The sequence below is a fragment of the Martinezella sp. CNPSo 3957 genome, from assembly GCF_057784395.1.
On the sequence record NZ_JBXSOU010000019.1, the window covers coordinates 82375 to 106620 of the forward strand.

General features: G+C 56.6%; 16 protein-coding genes. 14 read left to right on the forward strand and 2 right to left on the reverse strand.

Features of this window, described 5'->3' with window-relative positions:
* Positions 1-44 precede the first annotated feature (44 nt).
* From AC13QE_RS29090 to fhuB, 3 genes are read left to right on the forward strand one after another with little or no spacing between them, the layout of a single operon-like run.
* Entirely contained in the window at positions 45-857 is an 813-nt protein-coding gene (locus AC13QE_RS29090) for an ATP-binding cassette domain-containing protein (RefSeq protein ID WP_488486335.1), read from the forward strand.
* Positions 847-1752 carry an iron-siderophore ABC transporter substrate-binding protein gene (locus AC13QE_RS29095; RefSeq protein WP_488486336.1) on the forward strand — a complete coding sequence of 302 codons (906 nt, stop codon included), beginning with the start codon at positions 847-849 and terminating at the stop codon, positions 1750-1752. The genes AC13QE_RS29090 and AC13QE_RS29095 overlap by 11 nt, the downstream gene beginning before the upstream one ends.
* Positions 1749-3740: a Fe(3+)-hydroxamate ABC transporter permease FhuB gene (gene fhuB / locus AC13QE_RS29100; protein ID WP_488486337.1), complete on the forward strand. Its 1992-nt coding sequence runs from the start codon at positions 1749-1751 to the stop codon at positions 3738-3740. Before AC13QE_RS29095 ends, fhuB begins: the two co-directional genes overlap by 4 nt.
* 131 nt (positions 3741-3871) lie before the next feature.
* On the opposite strand, the gene AC13QE_RS29105 is transcribed toward fhuB, so the two are convergent.
* Together AC13QE_RS29105 and AC13QE_RS29110 are read right to left on the reverse strand one after the other, a co-directional pair.
* The gene (locus tag AC13QE_RS29105) at positions 3872-4453 is read right to left on the reverse strand and encodes a dienelactone hydrolase family protein (RefSeq protein ID WP_488486338.1); all 582 of its coding nucleotides are present in this window, start codon (positions 4451-4453) and stop codon (positions 3872-3874) included.
* A gap of 199 nt (positions 4454-4652) precedes the next feature.
* Entirely contained in the window at positions 4653-6842 is a 2190-nt protein-coding gene (locus AC13QE_RS29110; RefSeq protein ID WP_488486339.1) for a TonB-dependent siderophore receptor, read from the reverse strand.
* A gap of 299 nt (positions 6843-7141) precedes the next feature.
* Here AC13QE_RS29110 and AC13QE_RS29115 point away from each other — a divergent pair, with 299 nt between their 5' ends.
* The 11 genes from AC13QE_RS29115 to AC13QE_RS29165 all read left to right on the forward strand — a co-directional run bounded on the left by AC13QE_RS29115 (position 7142) and on the right by AC13QE_RS29165 (position 24049).
* The gene (locus tag AC13QE_RS29115; protein WP_488486340.1) at positions 7142-8050 is read left to right on the forward strand and encodes an alpha/beta hydrolase; all 909 of its coding nucleotides are present in this window, start codon (positions 7142-7144) and stop codon (positions 8048-8050) included.
* 24 nt (positions 8051-8074) lie between these two features.
* Positions 8075-8404, forward strand: coding sequence for a hypothetical protein (locus AC13QE_RS29120; RefSeq protein WP_488486352.1), 330 nt, complete (start codon positions 8075-8077; stop codon positions 8402-8404).
* Positions 8295-9278 (forward strand): cellulose biosynthesis protein BcsN, encoded by a 984-nt coding sequence (gene bcsN / locus AC13QE_RS29125; RefSeq protein WP_488486341.1) that lies wholly within the window; start codon positions 8295-8297, stop codon positions 9276-9278. The genes AC13QE_RS29120 and bcsN overlap by 110 nt, the downstream gene beginning before the upstream one ends.
* 59 nt (positions 9279-9337) lie before the next feature.
* A complete protein-coding gene (bcsA, locus tag AC13QE_RS29130) occupies positions 9338-11527 on the forward strand; it encodes a UDP-forming cellulose synthase catalytic subunit (RefSeq protein WP_488486342.1) in 2190 nt (729 codons plus the stop codon).
* On the forward strand, positions 11527-14022 hold the full coding sequence (locus AC13QE_RS29135) for a cellulose biosynthesis cyclic di-GMP-binding regulatory protein BcsB (RefSeq protein WP_488486343.1): 2496 nt from the start codon (positions 11527-11529) through the stop codon (positions 14020-14022). The genes bcsA and AC13QE_RS29135 overlap by 1 nt, the downstream gene beginning before the upstream one ends.
* Positions 14019-15068 (forward strand): family 8 glycosyl hydrolase, encoded by a 1050-nt coding sequence (locus tag AC13QE_RS29140; protein WP_488486344.1) that lies wholly within the window; start codon positions 14019-14021, stop codon positions 15066-15068. Before AC13QE_RS29135 ends, AC13QE_RS29140 begins: the two co-directional genes overlap by 4 nt.
* A complete protein-coding gene (locus AC13QE_RS29145) occupies positions 15059-17464 on the forward strand; it encodes a cellulose synthase (protein ID WP_488486345.1) in 2406 nt (801 codons plus the stop codon). Before AC13QE_RS29140 ends, AC13QE_RS29145 begins: the two co-directional genes overlap by 10 nt.
* Positions 17465-17652: 188 nt before the next feature.
* On the forward strand, positions 17653-19035 hold the full coding sequence (locus AC13QE_RS29150) for a zinc ribbon domain-containing protein (RefSeq protein WP_488486346.1): 1383 nt from the start codon (positions 17653-17655) through the stop codon (positions 19033-19035).
* 68 nt (positions 19036-19103) lie between these two features.
* A complete protein-coding gene (locus AC13QE_RS29155; RefSeq protein WP_488486347.1) occupies positions 19104-19883 on the forward strand; it encodes an ABC transporter permease in 780 nt (259 codons plus the stop codon).
* 133 nt (positions 19884-20016) lie between these two features.
* The gene (locus tag AC13QE_RS29160) at positions 20017-23121 is read left to right on the forward strand and encodes a rhamnan synthesis F family protein (protein ID WP_488486348.1); all 3105 of its coding nucleotides are present in this window, start codon (positions 20017-20019) and stop codon (positions 23119-23121) included.
* Positions 23122-23545: 424 nt separating this feature from the next.
* Positions 23546-24049, forward strand: coding sequence for a class I SAM-dependent methyltransferase (locus AC13QE_RS29165; RefSeq protein WP_488486349.1), 504 nt, complete (start codon positions 23546-23548; stop codon positions 24047-24049).
* The last annotated feature ends 197 nt before the right edge of the window (positions 24050-24246 follow it).

Here is a 24246-nt window from a genome sequence, read left to right on the forward strand (position 1 = left end):
CACCGGCGACCGGAGGGAGCCGGTGGGCTTCAGCAGGAATGACAATGAAAAACGATAGGATCACCGGAAACGATCAAAGTCACGCAACGGTCTTCGCGACGGAAGGCCTGCGTTTCGAGGTCGACGGGAAAACCATTCTTCATCCGCTCGATATCAGCTTCAAGGCGGGCGAGATTTCCGGTCTGATCGGCCATAACGGCTCCGGCAAATCCACGCTGATCAAATTGCTGGCCCGACAGATTCAGCCCACCGGCGGACGCATCCTGTTCGATGGCGTGGCCGCCGGCTCCTACGATATGCGGGCCTTTGCGCGCGCCGTCGCCTATCTGCCGCAGGACACCTCATCGGCGGCCGGCATGACCGTCGAGGAACTCGTCGCCTGCGGGCGCTATCCCTGGCACGGTGCGCTTGGGCGCTTCACCGATGTCGACCGGGAAAAGGTGGAAACAGCGATGAAGCTCACGCATGTCGATACCTTGGCGGGCCGCATGGTGGATACGCTCTCCGGCGGCGAGCGCCAGCGCGTCTGGATCGCCATGCTGGTCGCGCAGGACAGCCGCTGCCTGCTACTCGACGAACCGACATCGGCACTCGACATCGCCCACCAGATGGAAATCCTCGGCCTGGTGCGCGAGCTTTGCCGGACGAAGGATCTGAGCGTCATTCTCGTTCTGCACGATATCAATGTCGCGGCACATTTCTGCGATCATCTGCATGCGCTGAAGCAAGGGCGCCTCATTGCGGCAGGCCCGTCGCCGACCCTCATGAAGGCCGAAACGCTCAATATGATCTACGGCACTAACATGGGCGTCACCGCCCATCCCGTACACGGAACGCCGCTTGCATATGTCATCTGAAAGCAGCCTCGAGAACCTGATGCTTTCACGACGCACGCTGCTTGCCGCCGCGGCGTTTTTTGCCGTTCCGCAAGTGGGAGTAGCTGCAGAAACCATGTCCGGCCCGATCGTTTCCCTCGATTATGGGCTCGCCTCGACGCTGCTGGCACTCGGAGTAACACCGGCCGCCATCGCTTCGCTTGCCGATTGGGACACATGGGTCGTCGAACCGAAAATGCCTGCTGGCGTCGTCGATCTCGGTACCACCAGCGAGATCAATCTCGAGGTCCTGGCAAGCGTCAAGCCGGCGCTGATCCTGACCACGCCTTATCTCGCACCTTTGAAGCCGCAACTGGAGGCGATTTCGCCGGTCCTGGAACTGACGGTCTATGCCGAAGGCGGCGAGGCTTTGCCGCGCTCCATCGAGGCGACGCGTCGGCTGGCCGACGCCATCGGCCGGCGGCAACAGGCGGAAGAATTCCTTGCCCGGTCGGAACAATTCTTCGATGACTGCGCAAACCGCGTCAAAAAACTCACCCCTCCGCCGTTGGCGCTCATTAATTTTGTCGATCCGCGCCATGCTCGCATTTATTGCGGCGCAGGCCTCTACCAGAACGTCATGACCAGGATCGGCCTCAAAAACGCCTGGACCAGGCCGGGCGATTACTGGGGCTTCGAGACGATCGGGCTGGAGCAATTGGCGACGCTCGATCAAAGCTTGCGTCTGATCGCATTCGAACCCCTGCTTCCGCCGAACGTGCTCGACAATCTCCAGGATAGTCCGTTGTGGACCAGCCTACCCTTTGTCCGAGCCGGGCGGGTATCCGTACTGCCGGGCACCTTGATGTTCGGCATGGTGCAGGAGGCGCAGCGTTTCGCGCGCATATTGCTTGACCATCTGGAAACATTCGCATGATCCGCACCGAAGCAAATAACGGCCTCGGTGCTCCAGCCGTGGCTCTGACGCTGTTCGCGCTCGCCAGCCTGCTTGCCTGGCATCAACTGGCGCCGGATCTTTCACACCTGTTCGAGCAGAAGGCAGGCTACGACCCGCAACGCCTGTTACTCATCTATTCGACGCTGCCGAGGATCGTCACCGCCTTGCTGGCCGGTGCAGCACTCTCGCTGTCGGGAAGCCTGCTGCAGCAGGTACTGCGCAATCCGCTCGCCTCGCCCTCCACACTCGGCATTTCCGCAGGCGCCAATCTCGCGCTCGTAGCCGTCATGCTTGCCTTTCCCGCTCTTCAGGGTCTCAGCCGCGATGCCGTTGCCCTGTTCGGGAGCGCCGCTACCGCTGCAGTCGTCTTCCTGATCGGCGCAAGACGCGGCTTTTCGCCCTTGGCGCTGGTGCTTGCCGGCTTGATCGTCGGCGTCTGGAGCGGAGCGCTTGCCGCCATTCTCGTGCTGATGAACGATCGCTATCTCTCCGGCCTCTTCATCTGGGGGGCTGGATCGCTGGCGCAGCAAAGCTGGACCATTCCGCTTTCCCTTCTCCCGAAAATCGCCATCCTGTCTGCCGCGGCCTTGCTGATGGCGCGGCCGCTCGCGCTCATGGAACTTGGCGATAGCGGCGCGAGCGGACTTGGTCTGTCGGTCAAGCGCACGCGCATTGCTGCCGCTTGCATCGCGATCGCGCTCGCCGCGATCGTCACCAGCGCCGTCGGCGTTATCGGCTTCATCGGTCTCATCGCGCCGCGCATCGCCCAGCTTGCCGGCGCTAGACAGATGAAGAGCCAACTCGTCTGGTCGCCCCTCATCGGCGCAGGATTGCTGCTGCTGACCGATGAAGCCCTCGTGCTGCTTTCCGGAGCCTCTTCGACCTTCCTGCCGACGGGCGCTATTACAGCACTGCTAGGCGCACCATTGCTGCTGCTGATGTTGCCGCGTTTGAAGGCCGTGCAGCGCAGCGCGCCCTCTCCCTCTCAGAATGCGAGCCGCGCCTTACATACGCCGCGCTTACTCTTGTTTGCATCAGTTCCGGCGCTCGTCCTTCTCCTGGCCGGAGCGATCCTCTTCGGGCGCGCACCGGATGGAACATGGACGCTGCTCGCCCATCTCCATTGGCCCGATGTATTGCCCTATCGTCTGCCGCGCATCGCCGGTGCCTTTGCTGCGGGTGCCATGCTTGGCGTCGTCGGCGCGATCCTGCAACGCCTCAGCGGCAATGAGATGGCAAGTCCGGAGGTTCTGGGTATTTCAGCAGGCGCCACGCTCGGCGTCACCGCCGCTCTCTTTCTTCTGCCTGCTCCCGGCATGGCCGCCCAACTGGCCTTCGGGGGTATCGGTGCCTTCGCCGTGCTCATGGCCATCTTCCTGTTCGGCATCCGATCCGGTTTCACGCCGGAACGAGTACTTCTGACGGGCATCGCGCTCGGCGCCATGCTGGATTCCTTCATCAGCGTGCTGGCCGCGAGCGGCGATCCGCGCGCTGTGATCGTGATGCAATGGATGAGCGGATCGACTTATCTCGTTGATACACCAAAGGCAATCTCTGCGATGATGGCAGCAATAGCCGGCCTTGCGCTTGCCTTTCTGGCTCATCGCTGGCTCGATCTGCTGCCGCTTGGGGCTCAGGCGGCGCAGGCAATCGGCATTCGCGTTAACTTCGCCCGCGCCTGCCTATTTGCCCTTGCCGCCGCCATGACCGCGGCCGCAACCTTGGTCGTCGGCCCCTTGAGCTTCATCGGCCTCATGGGACCGCATCTGGCGCGAGAGCTCGGCCTGCGACGCGCGGCTTCCCAGCTTATGGGTGCAGCACTCGCCGGCGGCAGTCTCATGGTGCTTGCGGATTGGTTCGGCCGGATGATCGCCTTTCCCTATCAGATGCCAGCCGGCCTTGTGTCGGCTCTCGTCGGCGCTCCGCTTCTGCTGATATTGCTGATGAAACGGCGAAGGGCGGCATAGTCTCACGTAGCAGCCGCTTCCTGAGGCATATAATGCAAACGGGATGCTTGCCAGCCGAAGGCGGGCAGATTGCTTGTGTTGCTGCACGACCACTTTTGGGAACCAAGTTCAAACCAAAACACTGGCCTCGATCAGACGCGATCCAGGAATTCAAGTACTCGGCTCGTCAGCAGCGCAGTTGCACCCGCATCATACGACGGAAGCGAATTGTCGGCGAAATAGTGCTGATCGCCGGGATAGAGGAAAAGCTTCGCGTCCTCGACCTTCGCCACAATCTCCCGGGCGGCATCGATATCACCCTCGCCTACGAAGATCGGGTCGTTTTCCATCCCGTGAATCTGAACAGGCACGCTATCCGGCCAAGGTCCGAAGGCCCATTCGCCACTGATCGGCAGGCAGGAATGGAAGAAGAGAGCTCCTCGTGCTCTAGGCCGTGTCTGGGCCAGCTTCTGCGCAGGCAGCACGCCGAACGAGAACCCGGCATAGACCAGCGCAGGAGGCAGATCGTCAGCGACACGGGCGCCGCGCTCCCGCATATCGTCGAATCCAACATCGCCGATATAGGCGAGCCCCTCTTCGATGCTTTGAAAAGTGCGCCCATCGAATAGGTCAGGCGTGTGCACGATGTGACCGGCACCCCGCAACTCATCAGCGAATGCTCGCACACCCGGGGTCAATCCCTGTGCGTGGTGGAACAAAAGAACCTCAGCCATACGGAACCTCGCGATGGGATGGTCGGGCACATTTTCTGCTAGCTACAGCCTCATAGCCGCATCGGCAAGAATGCGGGTATCTTATGCAACAGGCTTAGGCTGCAAAGTAGCATTGCTGAGAGTAAGGTCGAGTTCAGCCGACGAAAGGACGCTACCGGGGCGGAGCGGACGCCGCACAGAATACGGCGCCCCGATAAGCTTACCAGCGATACTTCAACGAGGCCGTGATGTTGCGGCCCTGCCCGAGGTAGCAATAGCCTTCGTTGCAGACCGTCAGGCGGCGGTTGGCGATGTTGCGGACATCGACGGATGCGATCAGGCCCTTATATTTCTGATCGACCGCTCCGAAGTCGTAGGACACGGCCGCATCCAGGTATACGCTTGCATCATTCTTGTCGGTGTTGGCCGTGCTGGTATAGGTCTCGCCGGTATAGCGAATGCCGGCGCCGACGGTCAAACCCTTGGCGGCAGAATCATCCTGGAACGTGTAGTTCGACCACAGGCTGGCAATGTTTTGGGGCGTTACGGCCGGTGCGTTTCCGGCATTGTCACCACGCGTAATTTCGGAGTGGTTATAGGCATAGGCGGCAACCACATCCCAGCCATCGGTGATGTTTGCCCTGGCTTCCAGTTCGATCCCCTTATTGGTCACTTCACCGAGCGAGGCATAAATGCCCATCAGCGGATCGACGAGAACCGGCTTGTTCTTCTCCACCAGATGATAGGCGACGGCCGAAAGCAGAATGTCGGTGCCTGGCGGCTGGTATTTTACGCCAAGCTCGTACTGTTCGCCCTTGGTTGGATCGAGAATACTGCCGGATGCAGACCGCTGAGTGACCGGATTAAACGAGGTGGAATAGCTGGTGAAGGGTGCAATGCCGTTGTCGAAGAGATAGAGCGCGCCAGCCTGGTAGGAAAATGCATTCTTGTTGAAGCTGTCTTTGGTTGTCGTATCAGTGGAGACAATGGTGGTGTCGGTTGACTGCTTCACCCAGGTCTGACGCCCGCCGAGCGTGAAGCGCCATCTGTCGAGTTCGATCTGATCCATGGCATAGGCGCCGAACTGCTGCAGGCTGGCGTCAACCCGGCTGAAATTATAGGCCGGTGTCGGGCCGGATACGCCATATCTCGGATTGCTGATATCAAAGTCATAGGCGGGGCTGGTCGTCGCATCCATTCCATAGGCGAAGGAATCGCTCATGCGGGTATAATCGAGGCCGAACAGCATGGTATGGGCTGCCGGACCGGTATCGAATTTGGATTCAAGCTGGTTGTCGACCTGGAAGACGTTCATCCTGTCGCCGATCGAAGTCGCACCACGCTGGGCAACGTCGCCGACCCAGCTGTAAGTGCCGAGATAACGCGACTTCAGATCAAGATGAGAGAAGCGAAGGTTCTGACGGAAGGTGAAGCCGCCATCGAACTCGTGCTCGAACTGATAGCCGACCTGCTGCTGCTTGGTTCTCTGATAATCGTAATCCGGGTCGCTGTCGCGATAGTCGAGAACATTGCCATCGGGGTCGATCATGGCGCCGACATTGGCATCCGTTTCCGTCGATTGCGCCGAGCCATAGATGGTGATTTTCGTCGTGTCGTCCGGCTTCCAGGTGAAGGACGGCTGGATCAGATAACGATCGTCGGCGATATCGAAATTGGTGTCGCCCTTTCGCGCCAGGCCGACGATGCGATACAGCATGCTGTCATCGTCTTGATTGACCCTGCCGCCGAAGTCGAACATCGTCTGGGCACGATCCGACGTTCCATAGAGAACACCGACCTCCCTGATCGTCTCGTCTGTCGGCAGCTTCGATATCTTGTTGACGATGCCGCCCGGCGAACCGGCGCCATAGAGCACGGATACCGGTCCCTTGATGATCTCGACACGGTCGAGCGCATAGGGATCCGTCCGGAACATCGCATAATTCATGTAGGGCTGACGAAGCCCGTCGCGATAATCGCCGACGGTTGTAACATCATTGCCGCGAATATAGACCTGATCGAAGCGCGGATCGAAGCCATAGGAGCCGGTCTGGACACCAGCCGAATAGCGTACCGCCTCGACGATATCCTGAGCGCCGCGCTGTTCGAGCTCCTCTTTGGTCACCACCGATACGGAGCGAGGCGTCTCGAGGATCGGCGTATTGATCTTGGTGGCGCCCATGCTCTTCTTCGCCGCCACGGTCGTGTTATCGCTTGCGTCACTCGACTGGCCGCTGACGATGATCGGCGCGAGCTGGGTGGCATTTCCATTGTTCGCATCGGCCGCAGCATCTTGCGCGAAGGCATTTCCACTTAAAGCAAACATTGTCGCAAGTGCGGTGGCGCCGCTTGCAAGATGGAATCTCTTTCGTGTCAAATTACTGATATAGTTATGGGATTTCTGCTTCATAAGCCCTTTGCGCCTGCCCGTTTCGGAAAAGATGGCGCAAATTAGTTCGCAGGCGTAGCCGGCGTCAAGAATACATGAGTACAAGAGTCATATTTTTATTCGTTTCCACTCTCATGTTGCAGAATCGCCCCTGATGGCCGAACACCGAACCGCGGAAGGCACCTGAAAATTACGCTTAGCAAAGCATTTGGCCCGCTTGCCAGATCGCGCCACCAATAATATGAGACTTTTCGTCATCTTTCTGCAAATATCGGCGCTGTTATTCCGGCGCCCCACATGATCGGTCAGCCGGAGAGGCCATGTTTCATACATCGTCATACAATGCCGCTTCCATTCTGGCGCCGGCCACCCTTCCCGGTTGCACATTCATCGACCTGAAGTTTGACAATGCCGATCATCCGCACAGGATCTTTCTTTATCGCCCGGACAAACCGGCACCGCCGGAGGGCTGGCCGATCCTATACCTGACCGACGGTAACGCCTGCTTTGCGACCGCCGTCGACGCGCTGAAAGTGCAGGCGAGCTATCCGAACGGAACCAATGTCGCGGAAGGCGTCATCGTTGCCATCGGCTATCCCACGGACGAGCCATATGACCCGCTCCGCCGCTCCTGGGATTTGAGCCCGCCGCCCGGACGCGTCTATCCGCCGTTCTTTCCCGATACGCCGGATGTAAAGACCGGGGGTGCCGAACGCTTTCTGGCGCTCATCGAGGACGAGCTCAAGCCTTGGATAGAGCGGCAAGCTCGGATCGACCGCTCGCGCCAGACGCTTTTCGGCCATTCGTTTGGTGGCCTGTTCACGCTCTACGCGCTGTTTTGCAAACCCGATGCCTTCAGCCGCTGGATTTCCGCAAGCCCAGCGATCTACTGGGAAGATTCAGCAATTCTTTCGATGGAGAGAGAATTCCTCGACAGGCACCAAGAGCCGCTCGACCTGGAACTGCATCTTTCCGCCGGTCAGTATGAAGGCGAGAACCTTGCGCCCTTCCACAAAGGCACCGCCGAAGAGCAAAAACGACAGGAACGTGCGAAGGAAACACGCACGATAAAACTTGCCCGCGAGATGGCTGAGAGATGGGGCAAACTGGTGTCATCCACAGGAACGATCACCTTTGAAGAATATGCCGGAGAGAACCATATGTCGGTCCTTCCAGTCGCGCTGAACCGGGCCGTCCAGATCGCATTTCGAAGAAAGAAATCATTCTGAAATTCATAGGCTTGCCGCCTGAAGTTGCAGCCTCTTCTTAGGAAAAATATCGCGCTTCGTGCATTCGGCACGATGGAGCGCATTGGCTGCGCATTTCTGGCTTCTTCCGGCACTTCAATGGGCAAAATTAACCATCGGTTAACCATAATCACCTTTATTTGCTATAGTGAATACAAGGGCTTGATTCTAAAGACCGTCGCGCAATTTGCCGATGAATGTGACCAGGATTGCCGCGATCTAAAAGATGCATTTTTCAAAGACGATAGTTTTGATAATGTTGGCCTGTATCGGGGCTGGTTGCACCACAACCGGTCAGGTTCACCAATCGATCGGCGTAGAAACGGTCACAAGTGACAAGGCGCTGGCATTTCCGCCACCCGGTGGACCGGCGATCATAAACGTGGTCGAGCGCAGGCATGGCAAGGATGTCGAGCAGACGATCGCGCTTTCCACGTCATCTTCCGTCTCAGGCCAGAACTTCCTCAAGATCCAATTTCAAGGCATAGCAGGCCCCAATCCGGGACTTGGGAGCCGGCCGTTCGATACGATCAGTGACCGGGTGATTGCTCGCGAAATGGCGGTCGCAATACCTGGCGTTCGGCTCGCGCGCTCGGCAACCTTCGTCCAGAACAGCTACGGGCCGTTCGGCTATGCTTCCGGCCAGAGCCGGGCGGGCGATACATGTCTTTATGCCTGGCAACAGGTGAAGGCCGGTTTTGCGCCACAGCAGGAGCAGCGCAATTTCGGCACGGTGCAGGTGCGCATCCGGCTCTGCGACGCCCACGCGAGCGAACGCGAGCTATTGAGCACGGTCTACGGCTATACGATCGCCGGCCATTTTGCCGGCGCCGCGCTAAATCCTTTCGGTGCACCGCGCGGTGCTGATGCTGCTCTCGGCAAGCCCGGCGAACCGGTCTATCCCGACGCGGCACCCTACCGCACTGCGCCGATCAGCATCGGCTACCAGCCCGCCCCCGTCACAATGCGCCCGACAATCAGGCGCCGGCCGGTCGTGATCCAACCTCAGCCGCAGGCGGCACCAGCGCTGCCGCCGATGATCGGACCGCGCGTACCGCTGCCGGATGGTGGAAACGAGCCCTCCCAAATCAATGGCGGAAGCGGCGCGAGTTCGTCGGCCGCACCACTGCCGGCAAATACCGCAAGCAATATGATCGTGCCTTTACCGGACTGTAACAGGGCAACTGGCATATCTCAGGGGTGCCGCTAGCAGCGGTTCCGCTTGGGGACGCCAGGATGGCGTCTGGCAATACCTTTGAAGGGACACCAATGCAGACTGCACGCAGCATCTTGATATGGGCCGTGATAGCGCTCTGCGGGATCATTCTGATCACGTTACCGGTCAACCTTCAAACGCAGCTGATTGCCAGCACCGTCGTGGTCACTCTGATGGCGATCATCAAGATCCTCAAGCGTCAGGGAACCTGGCGGCTGGTGGCCCTCGCCTTCGGCACCGCCATCGTGCTGCGCTATGTCTATTGGCGTACATCCTATACGTTGCCCCCCGTCAATCAGCTGGAAAACTTCATTCCCGGCCTGCTGCTCTACCTCGCCGAAATGTACAACGTGGCAATGCTGATGCTCAGCCTCTTCATCGTCGCCACGCCGCTACCACCGCGCACCAACCGCGCTTCCGAAACCAAGAACTTCCCGAGCGTCGATGTCTTCGTGCCGTCCTACAATGAAGACACCAATCTTCTGGCCAACACGCTTGCCTCCGCCAAGGCTATGGACTATCCGGCCGATAAGCTGAGGGTCTGGCTGCTTGACGATGGCGGCACCTTGCAGAAGCGCAATTCGACGAAGATTTTGGAATCGCAAGCGGCAATCGCCCGCCATGACGAACTCAAGCGGCTCTGTCTCGATCTCGATGTCGAATATCTGACGCGCGACCGCAACGAACATGCCAAGGCGGGCAACCTCAATAACGGGTTGGAGCATTCGAACGGCGAACTGATCGCCGTTTTCGATGCGGACCATGCGCCTGCGCGTGATTTCCTGCGCGAGACCGTCGGCTACTTTGAGGATGACCCGAAGCTCTTTCTGGTTCAGACCCCGCATTTCTTCATCAATCCGGATCCGCTGGAGCGCAATCTGCGTACGTTCGACAGCATGCCGAGCGAGAACGAAATGTTCTACGGCATCATCCAGCGCGGTCTCGACAAGTGGAATGCCGCCTTCTTCTGCGGTTCGGCCGCCGTGCTCAGCCGCAAGGCGCTGCAATCGCAAAATGGCTTTAGCGGCGTCAGCATCACGGAAGACTGCGAAACCGCGCTTGCGCTGCATGGCGCCGGCTGGAACAGCATCTATGTCGACAAGCCGCTGATTGCCGGCCTGCAGCCGGCGACTTTCGCAAGCTTCATCGGCCAGCGCAGCCGCTGGGCGCAAGGCATGATGCAGATCCTGCGCTTCCGCTTCCCGCTCTTGAAGCGCGGTCTGACGCTGCCGCAGCGGCTCTGCTACATGTCCTCGACACTGTTCTGGCTCTTTCCGTTTCCGCGCGCCATCTTCCTGTTTGCGCCACTCTGCTATCTCTTCTTCGATCTCGAGATCTTCACGGCATCGGGCAGCGAGTTTCTCGCCTATACGCTTGCCTATATGCTCGTGAACTTGATGATGCAGAACTATCTCTATGGGTCGTTCCGCTGGCCCTGGATTTCCGAGCTCTACGAATATGTTCAGACGGTACATCTTTTGCCGGCGGTGATCTCGGTCATGCTCAATCCCCGCAAACCGACCTTCAAGGTCACCGCCAAGGATGAGTCCATCGCCGTCAGCCGGCTTTCGGAAATCAGCCGTCCGTTCTTCGTCATCTTCGCCGTTCAGATCATCGCGCTGGCGGTCACCATATACCGCATCTATGCTGAGCCCTATAAAGCGGACGTCACGCTTGTCGTCGGCGGCTGGAACATCATCAACCTCATCCTTTCCGGCTGTGCGCTCGGGGTTGTCTCCGAACGCGGGGAGCGCGCCTCTTCACGGCGCGTGCGGGTCGATCGCCGTAGCGAATTCGGGATCGACGGACGATGGAACTCTGCTTCCATCGAGGACGTCTCCGTCCACGGCGCCAGGCTGAACGTCTTCAATAAGGATCTGGAACCGGTCAAGATCGGCTCGGAAGCGACCATACGCTTCCAGCCCTATAGCGGCGCAGAAACGGTGACCTTGTCGATCGTCGTTCGCAATATCGAACAGATGGGAGATATCACGGCCATCGGCTGCCAATATATTCCGAAGGGTGCTGCCGACCACCGCCTGATTGCCGATCTCGTCTTTGCCAATTCCGATCAATGGACGAAGTTCCAGCAGGCGCGGCGGCGCAATCCCGGCATCATCCGCGGGACCTTCTGGTTCCTCAGCATGTCGCTTTATCAGACCAGCCGCGGCCTGCTCTATCTGTTCAAAGGTGTGGGCTCCGATCGCACGCAGCAGCGGCAGGACGCGAAGGCGAGAAGCTGATGAACCGCACCTTCCCCATCCTCCTGCTTCTTCTTGGCGCCGTTACAGCACAGGCACAGACGGCGCCTTTCGACATGTCCGTCGAGCGGCCGAAGGGCGAAGCGCCGACAGTGCCTCAGGTCATTATCCCGCAAACTGCCGCGCCGCAGACGGAGTCCCCCAAAACAGCAGCGCCTCCGGCTGCCGCTCCTCAAGCCGTCGCACCTCAAATCGCTCCGCCTCTGGTCATGACTCCGCCGGCCGTTACGCCGCAAACTCCGGCGCCACAGACCGTCCCGCCTATTGCTCCCGCGCAGACAACGCCACAAGCGGCAGGGAAGACGAAGCAGGCAACCACTGGCAACGATACGTCAGCATTCCGGCGCTATGTCGTTCCCTTCGCAAAGCTGCGATTGGAGGGGGAGGCCGATCGCAAGTCCTGGTCGATCTATCTGACGCCTGAGCAGGCGGCAGCCCCGGCGAAACTCACATTTGCCTATCAGAATGCAGTTGTCGTCGCCCCGGAGGCATCCCAGATCACTGTTCTGGTGAACGACCGAGCCATTCATCAGCAGCAGATCGGCTCCTCGGACAACGAGTCCGATATCAGCTTCGACATTCCGCGCGGGCTCCTGCAGCCCGGCGCCAATCTCCTGACCTTCGAGGCGACGCAGCGACACCGCGTCGACTGTGATATTGCGTCGACCTACGAGCTCTGGTCCGACATCGATCCCGCCAGAACCTATCTCAGCTTTGCCGGCCGCGACGCGGAGAAACTGACGACGACCGATGCGATCCGCGCAATTGGCGTCGACGGCAGCGGCAAGACACAATTCAATCTCGTCGTACCGGCGCTGGTTCAACCCGAGACGACCAAGCCGATCCTGCATCTGGCACAGGGACTGGCGCTTCTGAGCGGAATGCCAAACCAGGCCTTTTCGTTCGACACAGATGCCCTCCCCGCGCCCGGCCCGGGCAAAATGACCGTGGTCGTCGGCACGCCGACAGAGCTGCAGCCTATCTTTGCTGTTCCGGCCGCAGCACAAAGTGGCGCGCTCGCGACCTTTGCAACGGACCCGCGCAGCGGTCAGCAGCTTCTCCTTGTCAGTGGCCCTTCATGGCAGGCTATCGCGTCTGCGGTCGACATGGTGGTGTCGCCGACCGAACGCGCACCGGGCACTCGCCGTGATCTGTTGGTAACGCAGCGATGGTCTGCACCCGACGCGCCGCTGATCTATTCGGGCACCAGCCTTTCCTTCGAACAGCTGGGAGTCAGGACAACGGAATTTTCCGGTCGACGTTTTCATACCAGCTTCAACGTGGCGATCCCCTCCGATTTCTACGCCAATGGCTACGGCGAGGCGACCATCCTGCTGGATGCGGCCTATGCCAAGGATGTGCGGCCGGGCAGCCATATCGACGTCTACGTCAATGGCAGCATCGCCACGACCAAGCCGATCACAGCGACCGGGGGCGGCATTTTCCGGCAATTGCCCATCCGTATCACCATGCGCCATTTCAAGCCGGGATTAAACACCATCACACTTGAAGCCATGTTACTGGCCGATGAGGATACCGCCTGCGCGCCTGCCGCGACATCGAGCACGACGCCGCGATTTGCACTCTTCGACACGAGCCAGTTCACGGTACCGGATTTCGCGAGGATCGCACAGCGCCCGAATCTGGCGGCGCTCGCCGGCACAGGCTACCCCTACAGCCGCGAGACCGAGCCCGCCGCGCTCTTCATCGACCGCCCAGATGCTGACACCTTGTCTGCGACCGCAACGCTCCTGGGCCAGATGGCGCTCACCGCCGGTCACCCTATCCCTTTCGAACCGACCGCCTCTCCGAATACCGTCGGCGCCCGTAGTGCTCTGTTCATAGGATCGGTTTCCCAACTGCCGTCGACAATCCTTGCGCAAATGAACATCTCCGCTGCGAGCCAGGTCGCCTGGCGTCCGCCCGCCCCTGGCCAGGGCAATATACCGGAAGCTTCCGTGACGATTGCCGATTGGCGCACGCGCATCAATGGCGGGATATTGCAGGGGCAGATGCAGAACTTCCAGCAATGGATGCATCGCAATTTCGACATTACTCTGAGCTCGCTGCGCTTCATTCCCAGCTCCGAACAGATGTTCACACCATCCAATGCAAACAGCTTCCTGATCGCCCAGGAGGCAAATCCGACCAATGACGCAACCTGGACCGTCGTCACTGCGCCCAGCGCCGGAGACCTGCGGGCGGGTGCCGAGGCAATGAGTGCGCAACATACTTGGTCGCAGATCGGTGGCCGCATCACGGTCTATTCCGGCAAGACGGGGAAAATCGATACGGTGCCCGTGAGCCGATTCAGCTTTGTCGTTTCCCAGCCCTGGTCGCTGACAAATTATCGGCTGATCGCTGCAAACTGGCTTTCCAGCAACATATTGTCCTACGCCTTGCTGTTCGTGATCGGCTCCTTCCTGCTCGGCGTAAGCACGGCAAGCGTTCTTTCCAAGATCGGCAGGCGCGAATGAAGCTTTGGCGCCTTGTTCTTGCTATCTGCAGCGCGGCCATTATGACGGCAGCGCAACCGGCTGCCGCTCAACGAGCGGCGATCGATCCGCATGCCTGGGCTGCCTACAAGGCGAAATTCCTCGATGTGAATGGTCGCATCATCGACAACGGCAATGGCGGCATTAGCCATAGCGAGGGGCAAGGCTACGGTATGCTGCTTGCCTACCTGGCCAACAATCCGGCCGATTTCGAACAGATCTGGTATTTTACCCGCACGGAGCTGTTGCTGCGCGACGACGGTCTTGCCGTCTGGAAATGGGATCCGGCCGTCATCCCGCATGTAGCGGACACGAACAATGCTTCGGATGGCGATCTGCTGATTGCTTACGCACTAGCCCTGGCGGGATCGGCCTGGAGCAATAGAGATTATCTACAGACAGCCGCAAGCATGGCGAGATCCATCCTTGCTCATCTTGTCATCACGTCCGCAGGGACGACGCTGCTTATTCCAGGCGCCGAAGGTTACCGGCCACCGGGGCGCAAGGATGGGCCGGTCATCAATCCATCCTATTGGGTCTTCGAAGCGATCCCCGTCATGGCGCTGCTGGTGCCTTCCGATCGCTGGCAGAAGCTCAGCACCGACGGCCTTGCCCTGCTGCGCTCCCTGCAATTTGGCCCGCGCAAGCTTCCTGCCGACTGGGTCAGCCTCAAGGCGAAACCGGAACCCGCGGACGGCTTCGAAGCGGAATTCGGCTATAATAGCGTCAGGATCCCGCTTTACCTGGCCCGCGCCGGAATCGACGACAAGGCGCTGCTTTCACGCCTCCAGCAGGGAATGACCGTCGCGGAGGATGAGCCTGCCACGATCGATCTGGCGACCGGCAAGCCGAAGGACGTGCTTCCCGACGTGGGTTATAGAATTGTTAACGATGTTGTGGCGTGTGTGGTGAGCGGTACGAAACTGCCTGCTTCGGTCCGGCAGTTCACCCCATCGCTTTACTATCCGGCCACCTTGCAGCTGTTGAGCCTGGCTTTCGTCACGGAGAAGCATCCGGAGTGTTTATAAAGTCCACCTTGATCATGGCTTTCATGGCCGTCGCCGTGGCGGGGTTCACGCTCGCGACAAAGGATCACGATTCGCCGGAAGACAAGATCAAGCTGGCAAAGTCGGCACGCCTCGAACCGCAGGCGATGCTCGTCGCCGACAACAGCTCGGGACAACCGGTCGATTTGCAAACGCTCGCCGACCATATACAGGCGGCTGCGCCGTCGGCGGTTCTCTCCGACACTCCCGCGAAGCCGGCAAATACAACCGCCGCGGATTCTGTCGCGCAAGCCTCGCCGGAGCAGGCACAGCCGCAAACAACGAAGCCAACATCACCTCAGCAGTCCAACCCGGCACAAGCTGGCGATAATCAGCCGAAGGTCGACGAAAGTGCATTGCGCTATTTTGCAAGCCGGGGCGACAAGGCGCGACTGCAGGCCGAAATCTCCCGGCTGCAGGCGCTCTACCCCAATTGGAGGCCACCTGCCGATCCGCTGGCCATACCGCAAAATAGCGACAAGCAGCTCGAGGCCATGTGGCAGCTCTATTCGGAGGGCCGCTACGCCGAAGTGCGCAAGGCCGTCGCCGACCGCCAGACTAGCGAACCCGGCTGGCAGCCGCCTGCCGATCTGCTGGAGCGGCTCGATATTGCGGAAGCCCGCACCCGGCTGGTCAACGCCTCCGATCTGAAGCAATATCAGACCGTGATCGACATCGGCGCGAGAACGCCGAGCCTGCTGACCTGCAGCGATATCGATGTCCTCTGGCGCGTCGCCGAAGCCTTCATCCGCACCGATCGTGCCGCCCGTGGCCAGGATGCCTATAAATATATCCTGAAGACCTGCACCAATCCGCAGGAAAGGCTTGCAACCATCCAGAAGGCGGCGGCTCTGCTGCCCTATCAGCCGATGCAGGATCTTTTGGCTCTCGAAAGGCCGGACGGCAATGGCGGGCGTGAATTCGACAGCATCAGGACCGATCTGGCTCGCCGTTTCATCGCCCAGGGCAATGACGATCCCAAGCTGACTGTATCGCAAGACTATCTGTCTCAGGTGGAGCGCGTCGCCCGCAGCCAGGGCCTTGCATCCGATGATGCGCTCCTCGGTTGGTACTATCTGCGCCGCAGCGATTATCCCGACGCCGAGCAATGGTTCAAAGCCGCGCATGAGAAGGAAGATTCGGCCACGATCTCGCAGGGGCTAGCCCTGGTGCTGATTGCCGACCGCAAACCGCAGGAAGCCGAAGACGCCATGTATAAATGGCGCAACGAATCCAAAGACGCGATGGCGACCTACCTTGCGGCAACCGCCAATCTGATGGCGCTGCAGCCGCCGGCCAATTTCAGCGAAGATGTTCTCGGCCGTATCGCCGCGGAGGTCGTGAAGCAGAAGTATGTCCCGACGGCCCAGCAGTTCGGGTGGTTTGCGCGCTCGATGAACCAGCCACAGGCCGCAGCACGCTGGTTCGAGACCGCTTTGCGCTGGAAACCCGACGACGAGCCTTCCGCCTACGGCTTAGCCATTACCCGCAATCAGTTGAACGATCGTGTGGGCGTCGCCGAAGTCCAGAGACTGTGGACCGGTCGCTCCCAACGGATCGCCGTACTCGGCGAGCCGGCACCGCGCACGCCGACGTCGGAACCGCTGCCATCGCCCAACCAAGCCGGACAGTCCGTACAGCAGGCTCTGCCTCAAACATCGGTGCAGCAAGGCGCAGCGCAGAATGTGCCCCCCGCAATCTCCCAGGCAGCACCTCAGCCTCCGGTGACACGGCCCTATGTCAATGCGCAGATGCCCGACCAGCCGATCGCGCCCGCCCGCAGTGCACCATCCCAGGATTATGCTGGACCACAGGCCCGCGCCCGGGTCGCCACCCGCTCGCCACGCAAAACGGCCGGATGCAAAACCACCGTGAACGCGCAAGCGCTGACGCCTGGTAACGCTCTTTCCCGAGGCTGGTGCCTGATGAACCTCAATCGGCCCATGGAAGCGGTGGAAGCCTTCGGCGTCGCCTTGAACAGTGCGGATCCGAAGTCGCGCGAAGAAGCAGCCTATGGGCAGAGCCTGGCCTATTTGAGAGCTGGCCTTGCCAACGATGCGTCCGTTGCCGCCACCAAGGCGCCGATGAACCACCAGCGCGCCGCCGAATTACAGGTCGCCATCCTGGCCGACCGCGCTCTCTCGGCCTTTGAGGGCAAGCGCTATCACGAGACATTGCTCTATCTCGACCAGCGCGCACAGTTGCAGCAGGAACGCGCCGATCTGATGGTGCTGCGTGGATACTGCTACCTCAATCTGAAAATGTACGACGACGCCGAACGCATCTTCACCGCGGTTGCTGCAACCGGCAACCGCGACGGCAGCCGTGGTTTGCGGGACCTTCAGCTTACGCTACATCCGCCGCGGGGGGAGTATTGAGGTGCCCAACGGCCGGAAAAACTGCGCCTCGCGCTAAAAGTAGTGACATCATCAACACGTCCTGCAACGGTGGTCATCTTATATGACTTGGCCGGCTGCCGCATTGCAACTTATTGACTCTTTGGAAATCGCGTTACAGTATGCATACGCTATTAAATAAACGACTAGCTATACTCGCGGAAGATTAGTTGAAAATGAATAGATTGGCGGTCGTTGAAAATTCAAATGGTGACGACGACCGGAGCGGAGAATATCTACCAGCAAGAAAATCCATCATTACGCTCGGCGGCTGCAACTCGCTTGAGGTCTTCAATCAACTACTAGACATAGTCGAATTTACCCATTTTTGGCGTGCTGCAGTCCCTACGGTCATGTCGCCGTCGATTGAATTGCACCATGCAGATTTTGAATCCAAAGAATTTTCAAGATTACTGGATCGTGAAGCATCGAAAATTATATACAAACGCATTATTGAGGCACCAGACGCAATCATCGTTTTCGAGGCTGCCAGTGATTTTCTGATCGGCTTTCTAAAAATTGAGGATACCATAATAGCGGACGTACGAAATGAAACTTTTAACGCATCTTTTAAAGATATAGTCTTTAATGAGGAATCACAGCTCAGCAGAGCTGAATTTATTTCTCCTGACAGCCCTCTTTATTGGGATTTATGGAAATATTACTTCGATAAGTTCTATCATGCAGTACTGAGAGAGCGCACTCAACGCGGGGTAGGTGTACTTTTCCTATCACGACGTTTCTGCGTGACGGAACTGAAGGATGGTGATTTTATTCCACTCCAAAACGTTAGAGACATCTCGGCTCGCAACCGAATTTTGGACGCAATTGAAGTATTCGTCTCGCGCTACGATGGCGTGAAGGTCGTAAAATCAGATGTGGCTCTCGAATTTACATCTAGCGATGCGCCATGGGGCGGGCCATGGGAGTTTCATCCGCATCATGCATATTACGTCGATTTGCGCGCAAAGTTCCTTGATTCGGTTTTTCCCGGGCAGAAAAGGGGCGCCCGCTATCTCGCAAAATGGATCGCTGAAAACGCGCAGATGACAAGCGGAATGAACGCTTCGTTGGTTCGCCTTGAGCGCGATCACCTCCAGGCGAACAACGCCCTTGCAGATGTTCGGAGCGATAGGGACATTTTCGCCCGTAGGCTGGAGGATGAACTCGAGACCGCTCAATCTGCTATTGTGACCCTGCAAGAAATGATTGAGAACATGAAATCGGAAAAAGCAGCGATCCAGCGGGACCTAGAATTTGCACGTAATGAGCGAGACTACCGTGTCGCCTCCCTGCAAGAAAAGCTGTCTAAACTTGAGGCGGCGCTAAGCTTCTTATCAAATCGTTACCGTGCAAAAGGGGGCGGATTGTTACATCGGTTTGTTAGGCGCATCGCGCTTCTCTTTGATACGGCACAACTCTGTAAGTTTGGGTTTAATGAAGAAGCTTACCTAAATGTAAATGCTGACGTTAAAATTTCCGGAATGAATGCTTCTAAGCATTACGTCTTGTACGGTATCGGAGAGCATAGAAGCTTGCCAAAAGTTAAGTAGCTCATTGATCGCTGGCATACTTCGCTGTAACTGATAGCCAGAATTTTTGCAGCCGGAAGCTGAAACACATGATCATTACAGAAGTTTTGGGACAAAAGCTGGCCGTTATGAACGCGGTCATGCTTCGGGATATGCGCACCCGATTTTTCAATCACGGATTGGGATTTCTTGTTGTTTCAATTTGGCCGCTAACGCACTTGGTGCTGTTGCTACTGATTTATCATTTCACAAATCGAGCCGTGCCGTTTGGTGACAGCATGAATATCTTCTTCGCTACTGGGTTAGTGCCTACACTCGCCTTCACCTACATCTCACGATTTATGTCACTTTCCCTCGTTTTAAATCGGCCTATGTTGGCGTTTCCTGTAGTGAAGATTGTCGATGTAATGATGGCGCGTGCATTTCTAGAAGTGATCGCATTTTGTATTACGCTTTTCGCTACAACGATGATGTTGTATTCCCTAGGCGATAACCCCTTCCCTGCCGATACCGTTGAAGCAGTTTATGCATTTCTAGCAACTATATTGCTCGCGGTAGGCATTGGCACGCTCGCTAGCGTAGTAGCAATGTTCTGGCCGTTTTTTATTACCATTTATGCTCTACTGATGATTTTTGTCTATGTTTCATCCGGCACGCTTTTTGTCGGATCGAATCTACCAGAATCGATTGCCATACCTTTGTCTTGGAACCCAATATTTCAATGCGTCGAGTGGATGCGTGTCGCGTACTTTGAAACTTACAGCGATAAGCTTCTAAACAGAGGATACATCGTCGCGTTTGGGTTGTCGTCTCTTTGCCTTGGTTTGTTTTTGGAGCGAATTTTTCGACGCGACATCTTAGAAGGATGAGTGGGTCGATGGGCAGCGGAACTATCTCAAAGTCCTTCACAATCACACCGGTGGGTTGACTGATGTGCACGGAATTTCGTGCCAGAGCGCTCAATCTAAAGCTACAAATACAAACCTAATCACCGAGGCAGAAATGCAAATGATCTCGCACCTCTTCACTAAGAAGAAGTATCATCGCTTACGAGAACTCATAATAAAAAGCGGCCTCTTCGATCCTCTTTGGTATGTTGAGCAATATCCGGATGTTAAACGGGCAGGTTATGATCCTTTAAGGCACTACATTTTGTACGGTATGAAGGAGCGGCGCAATCCAAACGAACTGTTCGATGCAAAGTGGTACCTCAATTACCATGCTGACGTGGCGGCCAGTCGCATGGATCCATTTGAGCACTACTTACTGTTTGGCGCAAACGAGGGTCGTGCGCCGCATCCTCTATTTGACGCCGTATGGTATGAGAACGTAGCTCTCCCAGGACTGCGAAATGTTGGCCTTTTGGGCCTGCAGCACTATACGCTCTTCGGTCGAAAGGAAGGTGTGATTACCAGAGGCGTTGGCGGCGGCCCAGCCGAAACAAACTTCTTTGGGCCAAGCGAAGCCATCGTTCAAGTCCCCGTAAAATCTGGACCAAGTATCGTGGTGGTAGCGCATGTTTTCTACGGCGATCTGGCCGAGGAAATATGCAAGCACCTGAGAAACATACCATATCGGTTTACCGCTCTTTTCACCGTCCCCGACGCATCTGTGGTTCGGGCGCTCAAGAGTGCCATCCGATACTTCCGGCTGGATTGCTCAGCTGAATTTGCGATCGCCCAAAACCGCGGGCGCAACTTCGGACCATTCCTAACGGAGTTTCGAGAAAAGATACTGAAGCATGATGTCCTCCTCCACCTTCATAGTAAAAAATCTCTGCGAACTGGGGACTCGCAGACTGGCTGGCGCACGCACTTGTACGACGGCCTTATAGGTTCTCGAACGCTTGTATCCGCTATTGTTGGTAAGTTTGCTCAAGACCAGTCTGTGGGTCTTATCTTCCCCTCTACCTTTCCTGAATTTGCGCCATGGTCTCATAGCTGGCTTGGTGCAGGACATCGTGCCGCGGAACTCTTTCGGAAGCTATCAATTGCGGATTACCGTTCGCGCGGCCTTATAGATTTGCCCCATGGAGGTATGTTTTGGGCCAGAATAAAAGCCTTAGAAAGCTTGCTCACATATCCGTGGTCATATGATGATTTTGACCCTGAGCCGTCTCATCATGACGGAACTCTCGCACATGCGATCGAACGCGGGATATGCGCAATCGTCGCACATCACGGCTTTAGTTATGTCGAGCACGACGCGTTCTTCGGAACGTTCCGCAGGAATTGGAGCGAAAAAATGCTCCACGGGTATAGGGATGCAAAGAAAGCTACTACCGCCCTTATCGAGCAGTCTAACGTTATCTCCTTTGATTTCTACGACACATTGGTGAGCCGGCGGGCTGTGACGCCGGATGACGTTCACAACTACATCGGTTGGGTTCTGTTCCGCCGGAACAAGATTGGAAAAGAAGAAGAGTTTTTCGCGGTTCGAAAAGCAGCTGAGGCTAAGGCGCGTGAAGTCCTCGATAAGGGAGACGTCAATCTGGATGACATCTATTCCTTTTTTGGATCTGTCAGCGACTGGGATGACGAAGCCATTGCAATCGCCAAGACGCTTGAATTTAGCATCGAGACCAAGTGCCTTGTAATCAGAAACGATGTTGTGGACTTGCTTTTGAGTGCAAAAAAGAGCGGTAAACGCATTATATTGCTTAGCGATTCCTATATGCCACTGCAGTTTTTCGAGGCGGTACTTGAAAAGTTTGGTCTAAGAGACAAGTTTTCGGCTCTTTACATCTCGTCCGAGACGGGGCGTCGCAAAGATCGGGATGACGCTTGGCAACTTATCGTAAATAACGAAATCAAGAACAACAAATTCGTACATATAGGCGACAACGAGGAATCTGACATTCATCTCCCCGTCATTCGGCATATCCCTTGCGCTCACATCTTGCATACAACGGTGCTTGCTGACCTTCGTGGTATACGACCCGCTGGCGACTGGCAGATTGGGCGGCCAAACTGGCGCGATGGCCTAATAATAGGGACGGTGATCGCAAAGACATCCTCAAATGCGTTCCTGGAATGCGAGACTTTCTCTCCTGTAGACCTTCCCCGCGGTTTTGATTTTGGTTACGCGATCCTTGGCCCGCTCTATTTCGGGTTCTTTACCTGGATTGTAGATATCGCCCGTAAGAACGGCATCAAGCAGCTAGCGTTCCTAGCTCGCGAAGGCTACTTCTTTCATGAAATCTACCGCCATCTTTTAGAGTTGCTAGGCAAAGCGAGCAGCCAGTTTCCCGAGGGCAAATATTTCCATATATCTCGGCGACTGGCCATGGCGGCGATGCAAAGCGAAACCTTTGATCCGGAATTCGTGGCGCGTGGGGCCACCTTTAAAGGAACAGTCAAAGAGTTCCTTCGGAACCGCCTTGGTTTTGAGCTTTCCGATGATTTTGGATTTGCGCAGGTCGAATTCTCATCCGCGACGGATCAATCCTTCATCCTCGATATTCTCAATGTGCTAAAAGAGCCCATTATCGAGCACGGTCAAAGGATGAAAGACAAGATCACGAGGTATTGGGATGATAGCGGCTTTTGCCGAAATAGCCTCGCGTTGGTTGATCTAGGCTACAGCGGATCGATTCAATCTGCACTGCAAACAATCAATACTGATCCCTTGAGCGGATTTTATATGGTCACCTCTCCTGACATTCTGGATGTCTTTAAACGTGGGGGTACGGCACACGGATTCTACTCGGAGGCCTTAAGAGATGGGAGCAGCCCAGTTAAAAATTATTCCCTGATTCTGGAGGCGCTCTTGACAGCTCCTCATGATCAAGTTGTTGATTTTGAAGACGATGACTTGGGTGAGCTCCGACCTGTATTCAAACATGAAGGCAAGTCCCAGAAAGACTTTTCCTACCTGCAGGAAATTAATGAAGGGGCAAAGGCGTACTTCAGCGATATCATCCAGACTTATGGACCTGAGGTAGCCTTGACGAGATATCGCTCTCAGGTTTGCGAGTTGCCTCTCTTGTATTTTGTCGAAAGGAAGTTCAAAGCTCCTAACAATTTTTGGAAAAGGCTGCACGTCGAGGACGACTTTTGCGGAAATGACGAACTAAATGTTGGGCAGATTTACGAAATTTCCGCCTAATGCATACTTCAGTCTCCGCATAAGCTATCGCGAAGTGCTTCAGGGGTATCATGCAATCTATCTTGCCGTCGATTTGGGTGGCCAAATATTCTGACTTGAGCGAGTGGAAGGCCGCTAATCTAGCGGTTCCCCGCGCGAGCAAGATTTTGACGGATATCGACCATAGGCAAATCCCTGGAAGAGGCCCCCAATCGATCAGAGCATATTGTTCATGCTGTGAAACAATTACCAACATGGCCTTTAACTGGGATTATTCCTGGGTGAAAAATGGCGAACTGGTTGTCGGGCGGTCAGAAGCCTTTTGGTGTGAAGGATGCAGCATGAACAACCGCATGCGTGCGGTTTGATCATTTATCAGAGGTTTAAGTCTTGCACCTGAGACAGACGTCTACCTTCCTGAAGTAACCACCATTTTCTTTCCGCGTTGGGCTCACTTTTTCCGTGCCCAGGGCAGCGAGTTCATATCTCCAGACGCCGAGCCAGGAAGCCATCCAAGATCAAGGGACATGGATCGATCCGGCATGAGGATCTCAGAAATCTCTCGTTTCCTGATCAAAGTTTTGACCTCGTCGTGAGCCAGGAGGTCCTTGAACACGTCTCAAATTACCAAATGGCATTCAATGAATGTGCCCGCATTCTTCGTGACAGCGGCAGAATGGTATTCACTGTTCCCTTTATAGCGGATCTCGAAACAACTGTCATACGCGCGAGCGTAAAGGATGACGGTTCTATAGAACATTACCTGCCTCCCGAATATCATGGAAACCCAATGACAAGTGAAGGGTCTCTCGCCTTTCAAAATTTTGGCTGGGATATTCTGGACCATCTAAAGCAAGCAGGCTTCGCTAAAGCGATTGCCCATCAGTATTGGGGGCCTTGGCAAGATCATGGCGGATGGCCAATGTTCGTATTCGAAGCTATAAAATAAAAAAATATAGGTACCAAATGAGCGATGAGCGCAAACAGCCTTCCGGCGAAGCCATCGCGGTAACAATGGCCACGCAAACCGCAAGCATAGTCACACTATGCGAAAACCTAATGTAAGCCTTCGGTGTGGGCCGCGGCGCTGACAAAGCCGCATACTGTTCATGTCACAAGTTGGGATTTGTTGGACGGTCCTCTGGG

What these genes read in the sequence shown, in the direction of transcription:
- bcsA (WP_488486342.1), top strand. Translation starts at nt 9,338, where the DNA reads ATGCAGACTGCACGCAGCATCTTGATATGGGCCGTGATAGCGCTCTGC.
- AC13QE_RS29160 (WP_488486348.1), top strand. Translation starts at nt 20,017, where the DNA reads ATGCAAATGATCTCGCACCTCTTCACTAAGAAGAAGTATCATCGCTTA.
- fhuB (WP_488486337.1), top strand. Translation starts at nt 1,749, where the DNA reads ATGATCCGCACCGAAGCAAATAACGGCCTCGGTGCTCCAGCCGTGGCT.
- AC13QE_RS29090 (WP_488486335.1), top strand. Translation starts at nt 45, where the DNA reads ATGAAAAACGATAGGATCACCGGAAACGATCAAAGTCACGCAACGGTC.
- AC13QE_RS29095 (WP_488486336.1), top strand. Translation starts at nt 847, where the DNA reads ATGTCATCTGAAAGCAGCCTCGAGAACCTGATGCTTTCACGACGCACG.
- AC13QE_RS29105 (WP_488486338.1), bottom strand. Translation starts at nt 4,453, where the DNA reads ATGGCTGAGGTTCTTTTGTTCCACCACGCACAGGGATTGACCCCGGGT.
- AC13QE_RS29155 (WP_488486347.1), top strand. Translation starts at nt 19,104, where the DNA reads ATGATCATTACAGAAGTTTTGGGACAAAAGCTGGCCGTTATGAACGCG.
- AC13QE_RS29115 (WP_488486340.1), top strand. Translation starts at nt 7,142, where the DNA reads ATGTTTCATACATCGTCATACAATGCCGCTTCCATTCTGGCGCCGGCC.
- AC13QE_RS29140 (WP_488486344.1), top strand. Translation starts at nt 14,019, where the DNA reads ATGAAGCTTTGGCGCCTTGTTCTTGCTATCTGCAGCGCGGCCATTATG.
- AC13QE_RS29110 (WP_488486339.1), bottom strand. Translation starts at nt 6,842, where the DNA reads ATGAAGCAGAAATCCCATAACTATATCAGTAATTTGACACGAAAGAGA.
- AC13QE_RS29135 (WP_488486343.1), top strand. Translation starts at nt 11,527, where the DNA reads ATGAACCGCACCTTCCCCATCCTCCTGCTTCTTCTTGGCGCCGTTACA.
- bcsN (WP_488486341.1), top strand. Translation starts at nt 8,295, where the DNA reads ATGCATTTTTCAAAGACGATAGTTTTGATAATGTTGGCCTGTATCGGG.